The sequence below is a fragment of the Capnocytophaga canis genome (assembly GCF_043187445.1).
GTDB lineage: Bacteria > Bacteroidota > Bacteroidia > Flavobacteriales > Flavobacteriaceae > Capnocytophaga > Capnocytophaga canis.
The window spans coordinates 559,280-579,070 of sequence record NZ_CP171121.1 but is presented as its reverse complement, the minus strand read 5'-3'; the positions used below and the strand labels follow the sequence as shown (position 1 = coordinate 579,070).

Below are 19,791 nucleotides of genomic sequence, written 5' to 3'. Positions count from 1 at the left end.
AATTCCCATCTGAATATTTGGCAGAAAAATAAAGCAATTGAAAAATATATAAAAGTGAAAAAGCTATGTTTATAAATATGAGAAATTCATCTTTTTTTCTTATGTTACTACTGGCAATAGTCGGTGGTAACAGAGTGTTTGCACAAGCTCAGTCCTATGAGAGTTTTGTACCTTACAGGTATAATGTTACACTGAATGGAGACATGCTCGTAGTAGGGAATTCTATTTTGAATTATGGAACAAATTCAACTCAAGCAAATCAAGTTTATACGGGGTCTGCAACGAGTAACGAAAATGTACCACTTTACTATATAGATATAGACAGTGATCCTACAACGTTTAGTTCAAGTGCAGCTTCTATAGTTTTGGAAAGTGGACTTGTTCCTTGTTCAAAGGTGAAACAGGCATATCTCTATTGGAGTGCTGTTTATATGAATCAGAAATTAGCTCCAACGCAACCTGAGTTGCAAAAAGCGAAATTTAAAGAGGTAAAGTTTAAGACTCCTTCATCTTCGGGTTATCATATACTTACAGGAGAAAAGGTATATGATGGAGGAGATGTACTGTCATACAATGCTAATGATGGAAATCATCAACGAGCTTATGTTTACGTTGCCGATGTAACAGAATTATTGAAGCAGACTGAAATAGCTAGGGGAAATTTTTTAGGAGAATATATGGTAGCAGACCTGAGAGCTGCTCATGGAAGAGATTCTGATGTAGGATTTGCAGGAGGTTGGACATTGTATGTAGTATATGAAAATTCAACTTTATCCAGCAAACATATTACTTTATTTGATGGTTTTTCTGTAGTTAAAAATAATGGAATTCTTAACATTCCTATTTCTGGATTTAGAACAATTCCTAGGGGACCTGTACATGCTAAAATTGCGTTTAGTGCATTAGAAGGAGAGCGTAAGCCTCACGACGTACTCCAAATAGTGAATGGTGCACAACAGGTTCGTACATTGACAGCCCCTAGCAGAGAACCAACAGCTATTGGTTTGTCAACTCGGTATGATTTTTTTAATAGTAAAATTACCGATGTTAACGGAATGTATAATCACAAAAGACCCAATAGTACTAACTTGTTTGGATATGATGCAGGTATTTTCAAGGTAGACAATTCAAACAATGACATATTAGCAAATAATCAAACAGCTACCCAATTGATAATTACCACAGGGAGGGATGTAATCTATCCCTATATGTTTGCTTTTGGGATTGATGTGATTGCTCCCAAAATATTGATAGAAAAGAAAATATATAAAGTCAATGGAGAGGCTGATGTAACAGGAGGTACGGTTAATTTAGGCGATAAGTTACGTTATGAAATCAAATTCAGGAATGCGGGAAATGATGATGCTGAAAATTTGGAGCTTACAGACGTACTGTCTGAAAATTTAATATATACAGACATTATTTCATCTGTTAAATTCGGGTGGAATTCGAATCCTGTAGCGGGGGTTGACTATGTTTATAATCCTGCAAACCACACTATTAAATTCAATGTTCCAAATCATGTTGTGAAAAAAGAACAAACGACATGGAATAAAATTTCATTTGAGGTTAAGGTTCCCAATGATTGTAACGGATTGCGAAATGCTTGTTCCAATAGAATCGGAAATATTATAGAGGCAACTTATAAAGGGAGTTATAATCCTTCGGATTTTCAAGCACAAAGTTCAAGCAGTTTTGGAACATGTTTAAATGGTATTGAAGGACCTTCAACTTTCATTGCTGATTTAAAAACTTGTGTGAGTAAAAGAAAAGAAACTCTTTGTCAGAAAACGCTTGATTTGGTAGCGGGTGCAGATTTTGAGACCTATGCTTGGACAAAAGAAGGTAGCTCAACAATCATTGGAACATCACAAACGTTAAAAGTTACAGAGACTGGTACTTATAAGGTTTTAAAGAAAAAAACGGGTTGTGCTGATATGCGTGAAGAAATAGAAGTAGTTTTGCACTCAGATGCTCAGGCAACCAATCCAATCAATCAGTATGCTTCTTTGGTGCTGACTTGCGGTAATGACGGTTCGGACTATCCGCAAATTTATCTTTGTGGTACTTCTGCGACCAAACTGTTGCAGTTAAACACCGCAGGAGCAGTTAGTTACAATTGGCAGAAACGCAATAACTGTACCATTCCTACCACGCATCCTGATACTTGCCCCGTACTGGATAACTACGGATGTACATGGAATACAGTACACACAGGAAGTTCTTACAATGTTAGACAAGGGGGAGATTATCGAGTTGAAATTAATTACGCGGGAGGTTGTGTGCAGGTATTCTATTTTAGAGTAACTAAAACGGAGCTTACCCCTACGGTAACCACACGTGACATCATTTGTACAAAACAAGGTGAAATCACTGTAACTCATCCAACTTCAGGTTATCAATATGCTTTGCGAGGTAGTGATGGAAACATTGTAGTTAATTATCAGAATTCAAATAAATTTACTGTTACGAATCCAGATTCTTATACAGTCTTGATTCGTCAGGCATTACCAGCAGGATCGACTTACACTCCCTGTATCTTTGAGCTTCCTGCTTCAATTATACGTAAAAATCCGAATCTGGCTGTAGCAGCAACACCGTTGGCATGTCAGAATTCCAAAGGTAGTTTGCAAATTAGCGTATCGGATATGTTCCCACCTTACACCTATGTTGTAAGAAATGCATCTGCTTCAGGGGCAGTAGTCTACCAAGTGAATGCTACGGATACCACCAACATCACTGTACCTAATTTGAATGATGGAAACTATTATGTACAGGTAACTTCTCCCGATGGTTGTGCATTGAGCCAAGCTATAACAATTAATAAACTCCCTGAATTAAAAGCCACAGCTACGGTGAAACGTCATTTGATGTGTGGTGAGGCGGTGATTCGAGTGGAAGCACAGGGAGGAACACCTGGTACGAGCTATGGATATAGCATTGATGGTGGAACTACTTATGTGTATAACTACACGGGTAAATTCTATGAATTTACGGTAACGGCAACAGGAACTTATAACGTTAAAGTAACCGATGCTAACAATTGTAGTGTTAATACATCGGTTACCGTCAATGCTTTGACACACCCAACATTTACCACCACATCTCGATTAACCGATTGTGGACAAAAAGTAGCATTGCAGATAAATGTGACGAGCAATCCATCGAATTTCCAAATTCGTTACAGCATAGACGGAGGACTTACATCACAGGTGGCAAACACTTTTGCAGGGCTTGTGGCGGGAGGAACTTATACGCCTTCTTTGGTAATTTCTTCAGGTTCAGCTACTTGTACACTCACTTCAACGGTAACTTTACCACCTGTGAACAACGCTAAAATTACGGCAGCCTTTGCGGGAGTAACCGAGTTGATTGGTTGCGGTCAGGGAGTGAATGTGGATAAAGCCAAAGTGCGTGTAACCAACGTGCAAGGAGGCTCAGGCAACTACCAATACAGTTTCGACAATAAAGCAACTTGGGTAACCACATCTGAGGCGTGGTTACCAGCCGGTACACATAATGTGTTTGTACGCGATAAGGTCAATGAGTGTGAGTTTGGTCCTATGGAAGTAAATGTGCCAAACCGTCCTGTAGCCCCAAATTTTACGACTTCTGTGGCGTATGACTGTGAAGGACGAGGAAGCATTACGGTTAACAATAACCAAAGTGGGTTTCTTTATACCTATGAATATAACGGAAATACATATACTTCGTCCACCATTTCAGGATTACCACCAGGGACACATACAATTACTATCAAATATGCTGATCCAACGGCTCCCACGCCCAGTATTTTGATAAAAGAAGACTTTGGGTACGGAAGTTATACACCTAACCCCAACGTACATCCTAATTATACATACAAATATACCTCAACCATAGCTGATGGGCAATATGTTGTTATGCCAGCGGGTACTATTACTCACCCTACTTCAGGTCCGTTGGCTAATGGCTGTTGGACAGCTCCAACAGACCATACCTCGCCATCAGATCCTACAGGAAGGTATTTAGCAATGAATGTGGGAAGTGTAGGATTTAACAAGCCAATTTACTATAAAGAGGTAAACGATGTAATTCCAGATCAGGAAATTCGTTTTGAAATGTACGTTTACAACCTATGTCACTGTACTTCATGTAAACCACCAATATTTGCTATTCGTTTGGTAAACACTGCTACGGGGCAAATCATTGGAACGCAACAAAATTCAGGAAACGTTCCTGTTAATGGAAAGGTTAGAGGAGCGTGGCAACGTTTCTCAGGAACGTTAGCCGCTCCTAATGTAACTTCATTGCGTATTGAGGTGGTAAGTATGAGTCCTGAAACCAATGGTAATGACTTGGCAATTGACGATATTTTTGTATACCAAGTGCCCAAGGTATGTGGTTTTGATGCACAAGTAACTGCTATTGTGTTGCCAGACAAGCAGTTTGCTACAAATCCGAATACACGTGTCGTTCAGAATGCAAAATGTCATCCAACCACTACAACAACACCTAACAGCAAAGGTAAATACCAAATTAATTTACGAAACGCAGCCGCAACAGGTTACTATGTGTCAAAAGACGGAGGAACGTGGACGTTAGAAACCGCGAATCCATTCGTTTGGAATGATGTGTCAGTAGGAAATCACACGGTGAAATTCCGTTATAGTGCTACTTCAACGAATTGTGAGATTACCGATACATTCGAAATTAAAGCACCACCAGCCATTACCGTTACTCCAATTCCGACACAGTATTTAGGCTGCAATCCTGCTAAGGTGACCGTAACGGCGGTGGCTTCAGGAGGAACAGGAGTGTTTACGTACGCGTTAGAATCCAACATTGGAGGAGTTATAACAACAACTCCTTATCAAAGTAGCCCTTCATTTGAAATTAATAGTGTAGGTAATTATAAAATTCACGTGAAGGACATCAATGAATGTTCAGTGGCTACAAGTTTTAGAGTTGATCCTGCACCGCCAGTGAACATTACTATTGCTCCGACTTCTAACTATTGCGTAACAACGGGAACAGGAGCTTCTATTACTCTCAATGTTACTGGAACGCCACCGTTTGTTTTCAGAGTTAATGGGGCTGTTCATACGACTACGAACGCTACGAGTCATACGCTTACGAACCTACAACCGAACACCTATACCGTTACGGTTACCGATGCTCATCGTTGTACGAAAACGGAAACCATTCGAATTGCACCGCGTTTGCATGTTTCGGCTTCGTCTGTACAGCGTGACATTACCTGTAACCCAGCACCTAACAATCGGGGTCGTATTCGGGTGAATATAGCAGGTGGTTATGGTTCAGAAACCTACGTAGTGAAACGCGGAACAACCACAGTGCAGGGAACAACGGCTGTAACAGGGGCTACTATTATTTATGAAAGCGATGTAGCAGGAACGTACACCATTGAAATTACCGATTCCAAAGGTTGTAAAACCCAAACGACACATACCTTAACGACTCCCGTACCTCCAACGTTCACCCCCGCCCAAACGAATGCTTTGTGTAACGGAGGTAAAGGTTCAATTACAGTTAATGTAACTACTGGAATTGGAGGCTATACCTATATATTGAATGGAGGAACACCACAAACTTCTAATGTTTTCAATAACTTGTCTGCGGGAACTTACACCGTTACCGTACGCGATGCTAAAAATTGCGATGCAACACAAACGGTAACTATTACAGAACCTACGGCAATTCGTGGATTTGCAGGAGTGTCTCAATTTATAGGCTGTGGTACAGGAGCTAACGCAGATAAGGCGAAAGTGCGTATAACCAACGTAACGGGCGGAACTCCTCCATATAAATATCGTTTTGATGGCGATTGGGTAAATCAAAATGAAGGTTGGATGCCAGCGGGCAATAACCAAAGTGTTTGGGTGCGCGATGCCAACGGATGTCCATTTGAAATGAAAGTGAACGTACCACAAAAACTGACACCACCTGTGTTCACGCAAACTGCTGTGGCATACGACTGTCATGGAAAAGGAACGGTTACCATTACCAACGACCAAGGAACGTATTCGTACACTTATTCAGTGAATGGAGGTACACCAACCACCACCAACGTTTTGACGAATTTACCCACAGGGAATAATATTATTACGATTAAGTATCGACAGGTGACTGCACCAAATCCTGTTATTTTGATTCACGAAGATTTCGGTTCAGGAACACCAGAGCCAAGTTCAAATGTGACAAGTGCATTTTCATTTGTGGATACGAGAACTAATTGTTTGAATCACAATCTTTATTCGATAACGAATAAAACAGATTTTTCAAATGCAGGCACTTGTGTTTCAGGATGGCTTGCCCCTAATGACCGTACGACAGGAGGTACAGACCCAAGAGGACGTTATATGGCTGTGGATATAGGAACACAGTTGGCGGCAGGAGGTGTGCTTTATGAGAAAGAAGTACACGATGTGTTACCAAATAAACCTATTAAATTCAAAATGTTTGGATTTAATTTGTACAGCACTGCCTCAGGAGTAAATCCGAGTATGCAGATTCAAGTGGTAGTTAGAGACCCGATGACGCATGCAGAAACTGTTTTGCAACAAATTCTTTCAGCAGACGTACAGCCTAATGGAGGAAATGCGGATGCATGGGCTGAGTTTTCATCCGATGCCTATGGAACGATAGATCCACAAAATAATACGAGTTTGATTATCCGTATAAGAACTGTACATAATACCACTTCGGGTAATGACTTTGCTCTTGACGATATTTTGGTATATCAAGAACCAGAAATGTGTGATTTCACAGTAACCCAAACCGTACAAGTAGCTACGGATAAAGAATTTAGAGCTACAGCGGGTACAATTACACAACCATCCTGTCATGGAGGTAACGATGGTTCGGCTCAGTTCTTTGTCGAAAACTTTGCTGCAACGGGCTATCGCCATCGTTTGAACGCAGGTGCTTGGAGTACTGCTACAACCAATTCAACCCTAACGATTTCTAATTTAGGGGAAGGCTCTCACACCTTGACATTGGAACACGTAGGTGGCGGTTGTATCGTTACAGTGCCATTCAAAGTAACACAACCAACGGCATTGACCTTAACATCAACGCTTATTACACCACAGAAATGTTCCAATACGGGAGCAACCGTACGCCTAACAGCAGGTGGGGGAACGCCTCCTTACCAATACCAATTAGGAACGGGAACACCACGAAATTCACCAGAATTTGTAGGTGTTCCTCATGGAACACAAATCTTTACGGTGCAAGATGCCAAAGGTTGTCCAGCTACGACCACAGTGAATTTGGTAGCTCCAAAAACCGTGTCGTTTACAGCTACTACACAAAACTGTTACTCAGGGAATAATGATGCTTCGATCCAAGTGAATGTAACAGATGGTAACGGAGGTTATAAGTTTAGCATCAACGGTGGTGCGTGGATAACACCAACAAACCCAACAACACATGCTTTTGAAGGATTATCAAACGGTACGTACACTATCCGTGTGCTTGACAGTTACGACTGTACAGCGACTCAAACATTAGTTATTCATCCGAAGTTGATCATGGATCTACAAACAATTGATAAGAGTTGTAACGATGGACGCATTACGGTAACCGCTCAAGGAGGAAACGGAAACTATGAGTATGGTTTTGCACCAGTGGGAGCTCCAATGCCAACATTGGGTACAACGAATACCTTTGCAGTAACCACAGCAGGAAATTACATGGTGTATTTGAAATCAGCAGATTGTATAATTTCACAAACGGTATCCATTGGAACAGCTCCAGCAGTAGGAGCTACTGTTACGGCTAATGATCCTGCTTGTTTCGGAAGCAATGGAACGGTAGCATTAACAAACGTTACAGGACATGCTCCATATACATTTGCATTGAAAAATACCGTAACACCAACCATTTCACAAACATTTAACAATGTGATTGCTACAAACTATACGTTTGTGAATGTAGTTTCGGGTACGTACTCCGTAACGGTTACTGACCGCTATGGTTGTGTGGCGACATACACCGCAACCGTTACAGGCAAACCACAGATTATGGGTATTATCAAAAGTACGACTACCAATTGTGTTACTATTGGAAGTGTAGTGCCATTGGAATTGACGGTATCACAGACAATAATAGATGCGTATAATTTGACAGGGTACGATTTGTTCTATTCAATAGATTTTGGAGGAACATGGAGTCCATTGAATCCAACAAATACAATTTCAGGATTCATTACAGGACAGCAAATCACGGTTTGGTTTAAAACTGTGCCAAGTGGAGCAGGAGTAGGAGCAACAGCCGTTTGTATTGAAAAAATGCCTACGGAGACCGTGCCGTTACCATTGGATAATTTGACTATTTCAACGAATTTAGCAACATTTACCAATACTTGTACAGCAGGAGGAATGGAAGTAGTCGTTGGAGCAAAAGGCGGAACAGGACCGTATAAATTCGCTATATTGCATTCTGCTTCTGACCCAATACCAGCGGGGAGTTCAACAGCTTGGGTAACGCCAACACCAGCCAATGGAACAACGCATACGTTCACAGGCTTAGTTCCAGGTCGTAGCTATCGTTTCTTGGTGTTGGATAATACTAATTGTGTTAAAGAAAATACGCAAAATCTTTATGAGAACTATGTACCACCAGTGCATATTACCGCAACCAAAGTGAAGCCGGCATGTCATGGAACAACAACGGGAACAATAGAATTTACGGTAATGCGTTCAGCTTCATCAACGACAACGGCAGGAAACTTTACATGGGAGGTATATAAAATAGGACAAACAGCTCCAGTTTCAACAGGTTCTGGAGTAATGATGCCTGCACAAGGTGCGTCAGTAACCTTGCCTCCTGTAGCGGTTCAAGCACCTGGAACCTACTATATGCTTATAAAAGAAGCAGTAACTAACTGTGAGTGGGCAAGTGCAAATGTGGAAATGAGAGTACTTGATCAGATTGAAGCAACTGCACGGGTAATTACGCAAGACGTAACTTGTGATATTTCAGGACGTATTTTGGTTGAAAACGTTTTAGGAGGAGGTGGTGTTTACGAATACCAATTGACCAGTCCTGCTTTTGTTGCTACAATAACTTGGACGAGCAATAATCCTATTGAAATTCCACGTAGTAACATCAATCCATCGGCACCAGGAACCATCAATGTGACGGTGCATGTGAGAGACCAATATGGTTGTGGTTTCACACTTACTACACCTTTGACACTCAACGTACCTGCTCCACCGCCAGCACCAACGGGGACAGCTAACAGTTGTTCAGAACCGTTGTCAATTCAGGTTACTCCAGCAGGGGCAAACTATGAGTATGCACTTGCAGGGCCGACACTTCGCACATGGCAAACGAGCAATACGTTTACTAATTTACAGGCAGGTAACTACATTGTGTCAATTAAGGATATTACTACGGGTTGTATAACCACAGGAACAACTACGGTAACCTTACATCCGATGATGCAAGCAACCGTACAACAAACCAAATTGTTAGGTTGTGGAACTATGAATCCAGCGGAAATTAAGATAGACGTAACTGCAGGTTCAGGAAGTTATGATTATGAAGTTGAAGTAGGAGGAGTAGTAGTTGTACCAAAAGTACAGTTACCAACCAATACGTTTACGTTTACTACTTCTACTGCAGGAACATATGACATTCATCTATACAATAACCATACAAACTGTCCAGCTAAAACCTTTACTGTAGAGGTTGCACCAGCGGTTGTACCTTCGTTTACGACTACTACGGTATCCGTAACTTGTAATGGAGGCAATGATGGTAAGATATTTATCCACGAACAAGTAGTGGGAAGCACTTACACGTATACCATAACACCAGCTATAGTGCCACCAGCTACGTTTAATACAGCTGCAAAAGCCTTTGAAGGGTTATCAGCAGGTGTGTATAACATCACAATGACGGATATAAATAATGGCTGTGCCACAACGGTAACTGTTCCCGTAGGGCAACCAGCACAGATAACATCAGCAGCAGGAGTACTAACCGCAACGGCGTTCAAATGTACGACAGGCAATACTTCCGATGCAGTGGTGGTAACTCTTGACCCAACGCAAGTGACAGGAGGAACGCCTCCTTACACCTTCCAGTTGGTATATGACAACGGAACAACAGCAATTACAACCGATGATATTACCGTTAACGGCACAACAATGACTGTTACAAACAGAATTGGTGGCGTTGTGAAGGCAATTATTACCGATGCTAATGGTTGTCTGAATCCACCAGCCACACCAATAACGGTAGCTATTGCTCAGTATGACGAGTTAAAAACAGCAACCGTAGCAGTAGTCAATGCAATTACTTGTGTTTCAAGAGAAGATGTGAATATCGCTGTGACTTCAACCTTGATGAATCTGGGTAAATTTAGGTATATTAAAGCCGATACACCACCCGCACCGAATGACCCTGTTTGGAATACAGCGACATCAACTTTATTCACAAACTTACTGGTAGGTACACATCGTTTTTGGGTGAAACACATTGAAACAGGTTGTATGATTTCAGCGGTACATACGGTAAAAGACCCGAATACCTTTGTGATTAACACACCTGTCATCACCAATCCGAACTGTAAAGGAGGAACAGGTTCAGCGAACATAACGCTAACCGATGCTACTTATACAGGGGCATATCAGTACACCGTACAGTTTGGAACTACAACCTTACCAGTAGGAACAACGGTGGCAGGAGCAACAACGCAGAACATCTCTCTATCCAACCTATTGGCAGGAACATATACAATAACGGTGAAACAACAAGCCGTACCAAATTGTGACAAATCGTACGTGTTCACTGTTGTTGAACCAACTACAGCCTTGATGGCTTCTGTAACCACAGAGCCTATCACTTGTGTGAATGGCGGAGTGATTGAAGTAACTAACGCTACAGGCGGTTGGGGTGACTATCGTTACCGAATTACGCCACAATCAACAGGAACTGTAGGAGCTTGGCAACCGAATCCGAGATTTACGGGCTTGGTAGCTGATACCTATAAAGTTGAAATCAGTGATAAGGCAGGTACAGGATGTGAAGAAACAATTTCAGCGACCGTAGTACTTACCAATCCAGTGCCATTGACAGCTACAATGACCATTGCTTCGCAAAACTGTGTGGCAGGAAGTGGAGTGATGAGTGTAACGGTAAGCGGTGGAGCAGGAGAGGGCTACACGTTTGAATTATTCAGAGGTGGAAATTCCCATGCGGTATTGAATACCACAACGGCAACCACAGTAACGTTCACAAACTTAGATGCGGGAGCGTATCACGTGAAAGTATCCGATGTTTGGGGTTGTCATACCATCACAACGGCAACGCTTTCAACAACTTTGCATACACCTATCACAAACGTTCATGCAACGGTGATGAAAGAAATTACGTGTAGTACACCAACAGGCGGAACCGTGTCCATCACCCACAGTGCAGGACATTCAACAAATATCCGTTATGCAGTGACTCCTCCAGGGGGAGGAGCAACTGTAACACAAATTAATAGCGGTTTGTTTACGAATTTACTTACGGCAGGAGTTTATACGGTTGAGGTGTACGATATGGTTACGGGTTGTGCAACAGAGTCTGTTACCTTTGAACTAACACCAACAGTATCACCTACGTTTACAACTACGCGTAGCGATGTGAAGTGTAACGGAGGTGCTGATGGATGGTTCACGGTCGATGTGCCACAGACACAACAGCATTTGGACTACCAAGTGGTAGTAACAAGTACGGCGACAGGTTTCGTTACGCAAACCCGAACCGTAGCGAATGTGCCAACTTCTCTCTTGTTTAAAGATTTATCAGCAGGAGTTTACACCGTAGTAGTAACATCCGTAAGAGGTTGTGTTACTACAGATACAGTAACTATAGGCGAACCAACTGTAGTGGGGGTTACGGCGACAACAACGCCTTTTGCTTGTGACCCAAGTAACTTACCACAACCTGTGATTATCACGGCGGTGGGTAATGGAGGAACGGCACCGTACCATTACAGCATCGACGGAACAGATTTCACTAACACCTCAGGAGTGTTCACTATTATCGATACCGGAGTCACACAAACCATTACGGTGTACGTTAAAGATTCGCACGGATGTGCAACTACAACCACTGTAGTAGTGCAGCCATTCCCTGCTATCCAAGGCGTGTCGGTAGTGGGAACGAATCGCATTACCTGTGCGAATCCGGAAACCATAGCTGTAACCATCACAGGTGGAGCAAATCAAGGGTATACGGTCGAAGGAAATCGTATTTCGGGAGTAGGAGTGGTGTCACCAACAACGAGAACCATAATAGCAGGTTCTTCAACAACCACTTTTGAGATTACCGAGGTGGGTATGTACGAATTTAAAATAATAGATAATCATACAGGATGTTATACTGTGACTACATATACCGTACATCCGTATAATAACATTGAAATCAAGGTTTCACCAAAAGTAAATACATCTTGTTATGGAGCTTCTGACGGAGTTATTACGTTAGAAACAACAGGTTATTTAGGTAGTTATGCGTATCGAGTAATTGATGATGCTACTTCATTGATGGTAGCTTCAGGAACGGCCACGACAACTATGGCAAGTTTGCCTCACCGTGTGGATATTGGTGGATTGCCGACAGGTATGTATAAAGTAGAATTGACAGAAAATGGAATACCATTCTGTACGGTAACCTCAACGTTGGTATCCGTATCAGGCCCTACAATAGCCTTGACAGCAACGGCGACCATCATAGCACCATTAACTTGTGAAGGAAACAACGCTGTAATAGATGTCCAAGCTCAATACGGATGGGGTAACTACGAATATCAATTGTGGATGAATGGAATTCCTCACCCAACGTACGGTACTTATACTACCACCTCAACTTTCGTAGGTTTAGGAGTAGGAAACTATGAAGTGAAAGTACGCGACATGGGAGGTTGTGAACTTACAGCATCTGCAACGGCAACCATGACCACTATTACAATCGCTCCACCAGTGCCAATAACACTTAATTTGACTTCGAGCGTGACTCAGGTGTCTTGTTACGGTGATAAATCAGCCAGTATCACAGCTGTAAGTGTCATGGGAGGAAGTGGTAACTACAAGTATGTGTTGATTTCAACTATTGGAACTGAAGTCTATGAATCTGGAGCTCAGGATAGTCCAACGTTTACTAATTTAGGAGCAGGAGTCTACCAAGTGAAAGTAATAGACGGATGGGGTTGTGACCAAGTTTCAACCATACATATCACTATCACCGAACCAACTCCAGTACGTTTGAATGCTACTATTACCAAAGGATTGACTTGTTTAACAAATGCAGAAATTACTTTGGTTGCATCAGGAGGTTCAGGTACTGGATACACATTCAGCACATCGCCAACAGGAACGTTTACAGTGGCTGACGTGTTATCAGTGCCAATGGGAACATATACCTATTATGCGAAAGATAGTAACGGATGTTTATCTGAAGTTTCAAATACGATTGAGATATTACCAATAGAACCGCTTACATTGACTGTAGATACTACCGATGCATATGTGAAATGTAATGGAGAGAGTACAGCAGAGATTAGAGCTACTGCTCAAGGCGGTTTAGGAAACTATCAGTTTGAACTTAAAGGTACCTTAGCTGATGGAAGCGTCGTTACACGTACAACTCTTGACGGAATTTTTGTAGGTTTAGCTACAGGAACTTATCAAGTTACACTGAAGAGTGACGATTGTGTAACCTCAACAATCCATCCGATAATCATCAACGAAGCTCCAGCTTTGGTTTGGGGAACAGCTACCAGCACTGATGAAACATGTTTTGGTGAGAATAATGGAACGATAAAAGTAATGGCTACAGGAGGAACAGGAAGCATTACTTACGCCATTTCACCACGATTGGATAGAGCCGTGACAGTTGAATTTATCAATCAGCAGGAATACGCACCAGGCACTTATTTGGTAAGAGCAAGTGATGAAAATGGATGTTATGTTGATTTTGATGTAACTATCCAAGCAGCCACTCGTTTAACTGCTGTGTTGGATGTTGTAACACATGAGATTTGCTTCGGAGCAGCCGATGCAACAGCATCTATCACTATTTCGGGAGGTAAAGCACCTTACCATACAGCTTTCAATTCAAACGCAGTATCTGCAACATGGACGCAAAGCAATGATGGTCGTGTGTACTATGACAACTTACCTGCGGGTGAAAATCAAGTCATTTTTGTTAAAGATGCCAATGGATGTAGTACTTATGTAGTCATTCCGAGCATCAATGCAGGAGTTGATTTGCAATTGTCAGCAACAGCTAAAGTAGAATGTGTTTCCGCAAATACAATTAGCAGTGAAGTAATTGTTTTAGTAAATTCGAACTATGCTTCGTTAGTAACTTATGCTCTTGATGGAGGTACACCACAGCGAAATAATATATTCACAAATGTTTCGTCAGGAACACACACCATTACTGTGGCTCATCCGAATGGATGTACGACTCAAACAACCGTATTTGTACCTCATTACGATCCATTGACCGTTGTGACAAGTACAACCCAAGTTTCCTGCAATGGAGAGAGTGATGCAAGTATCGTAATGCAAGTGACCGGAGGTTCAGCAAGTTACACCTATCGAATAGCACCTAACATAGGAACTTTTGACCTAACAACAGGAACCTTTAGAGGCTTACCAGCAGGAACTTATGAAGTGTCCGTACGTGATAATCAATTGGGTTGTGTACTAACTGAAATATTTACGTTTGCCGAGCCTGATGTGTTATACGTAGAAACAGGTTCTGTCACCGAAACGTGTTATCAAGTTAATGATGGACAGTTGTTCTTTGAAATCAAAGGCGGACGACCTCAATATGCTTATACGTTGACAGCTCCCGATGGTACGTTAGTGGAATCAGCAACAGGAATAGTACAAGGGCAAGTAATATCAAAAACAGGATTAGTTCCAGGAACATATCAGTTGCTTTATTCCGACGATGCATCCTTGTGTACGAAAACAGCTACAATCCAAGTAGGCAAAGCACCAAATATTGAACCGATAAATTCAAAAGCTATCAAGGTTCAGTATCAGTGTCGTGAAAGTTGGGATAATACCTCAGTAAGTGAAAATTACATAGAGTTGTTCTTCGATAATACGATTTTGACAGCGAGTAACACATTCTATGCATTGAATAGTACCAATTTAGTAGACGCTGTACCATTTAGTGAGTTCATAGGTAACAAAGCAATCATACGAAATATTCCAGCGGGTAAAGATCAGTACTTCACTATTTTCTATAAAACGTGTACGTACACCATTCCTGTAGGTCAGTATTTCGATGTTGAAGAGTACGATCCGTTGATGTTGACAGATAAAACAGATCCTAAATCATTGAATACTATTAAGGTAGAAGCAACAGGAGGAAAAGCTCCTTACACTTACCGTTTCAATGGAATTATTAGTGACGACGGTAACGAATATCACATCATGCCAGCAGATAAAGGATATGTTACTCCTGACGGAAAAGTTATCAAGCAAATTGATGTTGAGGTGCTAGACGATTTAGGATGTACGAGAACACTGACCATTGAAAAAGAGTTTATCGACATCAAAATCCCGAACAATTTTACACCTAACGGAGATGGAAATAATGACGATTGGGGGCCAAATGATCCGAGAAGTTATCCGAATATGACCATTGCAATTTACGATCGATATGGTCGATTGATAGCTCAATTGGAAAAAGGACAACGCTGGGATGGAACTTACAAAGGTAAGCATCTACCAACGGGTGACTATTGGTACATTATCCGATTGAATGAGGATAAAGACGATAGTCGTGAATTCCTCGGAAATATGACTTTATTCAGATAAAAATAGAGGCTGACCAAAAAAACAGGTCAGCCTTTTTTATAATTTATTGAGTTCAGTACTTAATTGCGTATACTTTTTAATGTTTAAACACTGAATGACATTTTTTCAGGAAGTCACGGCATTTTTATTAATAACCGTAATAGATATTTACAATTAATAATTGCAAGGATTTTACCATTACAAAGTAAAAATATGATATATTTGCAACTGAAAAAACTATTAGATATGAGATACATTTACTTCGTATTGTTGATATTCATCAGCGTTTCGTGTCGAAAAGAACAGCTTGTTGTTGAGATTGATAATGATAGCAAAGTGGATATGTCACAGTCTATATTTAGTACGATTTTAGGTGGACAGCAACCCTATTCGGTATATTTACCTCCTCATTATGCTTCCAATACTACGAAAAAATACCCTGTATTGTACCTTTTGCATGGAATGAATCAAGATTATAAGCATTGGGTAACGTATGGTGATTTGAAAAATATTGTTGATAAGGCTATTTCCGAAGGGCTTCCAGAGGTGATAGTTATTTGTCCAAATGGATATAATTCACTCTACTACAACACAGAACAGATGCAATACGAAGATTTTTTTATGGAAGAATTTATCCCCGTTATCGAAAAAAAATATCGGATTTTAGACAATAAATCCAACAGACACATTGCAGGGCTTTCTATGGGAGGTTTTGGGGCTACTTATCTTGGATTTAAGCATCACAAGAAATTTGGAGGAGTTTATTCCATGAGTGGAGGCTTTTTATTAACAGCTATTCCTGTTATTCAATCAATTTTAGATGAGAAAAATTCTGAGGAATTGACAAAACTACCCCGCTATATAATGGAATGTGGTACAGAAGATACCTTAGTTATCCATTCAAACGATCTATTCCACCAGATGCTTACAAATAAAGGTATTTCACACGATTATATTCGTCGAAAAGGAAAACACAATTGGCAATTTTGGAAAGAATCGCTTCCAAAAGCCTTAGATTTTGTTTCTAAATAATAAGATAAAAACTAATAATTGATGAGTTATTTAATTAAACCTACAAACTATCGACCTTCACTTGATTTACAACAAACGGAATTAGGAATCCAGAAAATTAAAGATTTTTTTCAAGCCAACCTTTCGGCTGAACTGCGTCTTCGTAGAGTAACAGCACCCTTGTTTGTATTGCGAGGTACAGGGCTTAATGACGATTTGAACGGTGTGGAACGAGCTGTGAATTTTCCTATTAAAGATATGAATGAAGTTCGTGCCGAAGTGGTACATTCATTAGCAAAATGGAAAAGAGTAATGTTAGCCGATTACGGCATTGAACAAGGATACGGTATCTATACTGACATGAATGCGATTCGTGCCGATGAAGAACTTGGTAACTTGCATTCCCTGTACGTTGACCAATGGGACTGGGAGATGGTTATTTCCGAAGGACAACGCAACACCGATTTTTTGAGAAATATTGTTCGCAGAATTTATGCAACTTTACTACGTACGGAGTATTTAGTATGCGAAAGTTTTTCGAGTATAAAGCCTATTTTACCTCCTGAAATTCATTTTATTCACTCCGAAGAATTATTACAAAAATATCCAAATTTAACACCTAAAGAACGCGAAGCAGCTATTGCAAAGGAATACAAAGCCGTATTTATTATGGGTATTGGTAATAAATTGAGTCATGGCGAAAAACACGATGGTCGAGCTCCAGACTATGATGATTGGAGTACAATAGAAAACGGATTAGCCGGATTAAATGGTGACATTATTTTATGGAATCCTGTGTTGGAACTTCCGTTTGAAGTGTCCTCAATGGGAATTCGTGTGGATAAAGCTGCTCTGCTACATCAGTTGAAATTGGAAGGAAAAGAAGACCGATTGGAACTTTATTTCCACAAACGATTGATTGAAGGTTCATTACCTTTTTCTATTGGAGGAGGTATTGGACAGTCGCGTCTATGTATGTTTTTGCTACATAAAGCTCATATTGGTGAAATTCAAGCAAGTATTTGGCCAGAATCTATGAGGGAAGAATGTTTGAAACACAACATTCCATTAATCTAAGTTTTGCTTGTCTCTACTCAGAGTCGTGAAGTTATGTTGCAAATATAGTTTCTTTGTTTTATAAATTTTCGATAGGAGTGGAGCCAATGTACAAAACACCATAAGAATCCGAATTATACAAAAACTTCGCCAAAGTTGTCTGCTCAAAAGCAATAATATTGGCGAAGTTTTTTGAATAAACTCTTTCCTAAAACGGGATATCTTCATCATTTGGGATTTGCGGAGGTGTTCCAAAAGCCTGTTCCACGGACGGAAGTTTTGATGTGTCAATATCATTTATTCGTGAACTTATTTCCTGAGGAATTCCTCCTCCAAACGTATCGAAATCATCTAAATTGTCGAACTTACCAAATTGACCTAAGAATTTTAAGCGTATGTTTTCCAATCCTCCATTGCGGTGTTTAGCTACAATAAACTCCCCTTGATCTTTGGTTGAGGACTGTGCCTCATCGTCCCATTCCATGATTTTATAATATTCAGGTCGATAGATAAAAGATACAATATCAGCATCTTGCTCAATAGCTCCCGATTCACGTAAATCCGAAAGTTGTGGACGCTTATGTCCAGGACGAGCCTCCACATTTCTCGATAATTGAGACAGAGCAATCACAGGAATGTCCAATTCCTTAGCTAATGCTTTTAGGTTTCGTGAGATTGTCGAAATTTCTTGTTCACGATTCCCGACACCTTTAGAGCCTCCACCTGCGGTCATCAGCTGTAAATAGTCAATGATAATCAATTTGATACCATATTGTGACGACAAACGACGTGCTTTCGCTCGTAAATCGAAAATCGAAATGGACGGTGTATCATCAATATACAAAGGAGCTTTTTCCAGATCTTTCACACGCGTACTCAATACATGCCACTCGTGAGGCTCTAATTTTCCTGTACGTAATTTTTCTGACGGAAGGCTTGTCTCCGAAGATATTAAACGTGTGATTAGCTGTACCGACGACATTTCTAACGAGAAGAACGCTACGGGAATACCTTGACCAACAGCAATGTTTCGAGCCATCGACAGAGTAAGTGCTGTTTTTCCCATCCCCGGACGGGCGGCTACGATAATTAAATCACTTGCCTGCCAACCCGATGTAAGTTGGTCTAATTTAGTAAACCCCGAAGGAATACCACTAAATCCATCGGTTTTGTTGGATATGTCTTGGATTTTCTTTAACGCTTTGATTACCAACTCTCCTGCCGATTCGCTCGACCGTTTTAAATTCCCTTGAGCTACTTCATAAAGTTTAGACTCTGCCGAATCCAACAAATCAAAAACATCGGTGGTTTCATCATACGCCTCCTCAATAATTTCTGATGATATTTGAATCAACCTACGTTGGATGAATTTCTGCATGATAATTCGTGCGTGAAACTCAATATGTGCCGAAGAAGACACTCGTTGTGTCAATTGGATTAGGTAATATTCTCCCCCTACAGCCTCCAGATTACCATTTTTACGCAACTGCTCCACTACTGTTAATAAGTCAATAGGTTCCGATTGTTGAAAAAGGTCGTAAATAGCTTGGTAAATAAATTGATGTTGTTTTTTGTAGAAAACATCAGGTGTGAGTTTGTCAATAACGTCATCTACTCCTTTTTTGTCAATCATCATAGCACCGAGTACAACTTGCTCAATACTAATGTCTTGTGGAGGGATTTTTCCACGTTCTAAATTAATGATTGAAGAAGAAACAGGTGAAGTTTCTTGTATGGTTGTATATGGTTGTAAATCTTTCATAGTGCGAAATTAGAAAAAAAAACAATTCAAAGAAGAGAGATCTATGAACATCGTTTGTTAATAAGCTGTTGATAAAGTCTGAAAAGCTTCATTAAAAAAAGGTAAGTATTGATTATCAACACTTACCTTTTTTGTTATTTT

The 19,791-nt window shown here is 40.6% G+C and carries 4 protein-coding genes; 3 read left to right on the top strand and 1 reads right to left on the bottom strand.

Annotation, left to right across the window (positions count from 1 at the left end):
- The first annotated feature begins 77 nt into the window (after positions 1 to 77).
- The 3 genes from ACF3OB_RS02585 to asnA all read left to right on the top strand — a co-directional run bounded on the left by ACF3OB_RS02585 (position 78) and on the right by asnA (position 17,909).
- Positions 78 to 15,842 (top strand): T9SS type B sorting domain-containing protein, encoded by a 15,765-nt coding sequence (locus ACF3OB_RS02585; RefSeq protein ID WP_392448224.1) that lies wholly within the window; start codon positions 78 to 80, stop codon positions 15,840 to 15,842.
- 225 nt (positions 15,843 to 16,067) lie between these two features.
- The gene (locus tag ACF3OB_RS02580) at positions 16,068 to 16,853 is read left to right on the top strand and encodes an alpha/beta hydrolase (RefSeq protein WP_095894234.1); all 786 of its coding nucleotides are present in this window, start codon (positions 16,068 to 16,070) and stop codon (positions 16,851 to 16,853) included.
- Between the two features lie 21 nt (positions 16,854 to 16,874).
- A complete protein-coding gene (gene asnA / locus ACF3OB_RS02575) occupies positions 16,875 to 17,909 on the top strand; it encodes an aspartate--ammonia ligase (RefSeq protein WP_042347588.1) in 1,035 nt (344 codons plus the stop codon).
- 187 nt (positions 17,910 to 18,096) lie between these two features.
- Here the strand turns inward: asnA and dnaB are convergent, their stop codons facing one another.
- Positions 18,097 to 19,650 carry a replicative DNA helicase gene (dnaB, locus tag ACF3OB_RS02570; RefSeq protein WP_392448223.1) on the bottom strand — a complete coding sequence of 518 codons (1,554 nt, stop codon included), beginning with the start codon at positions 19,648 to 19,650 and terminating at the stop codon, positions 18,097 to 18,099.
- Positions 19,651 to 19,791 lie beyond the last annotated feature (141 nt).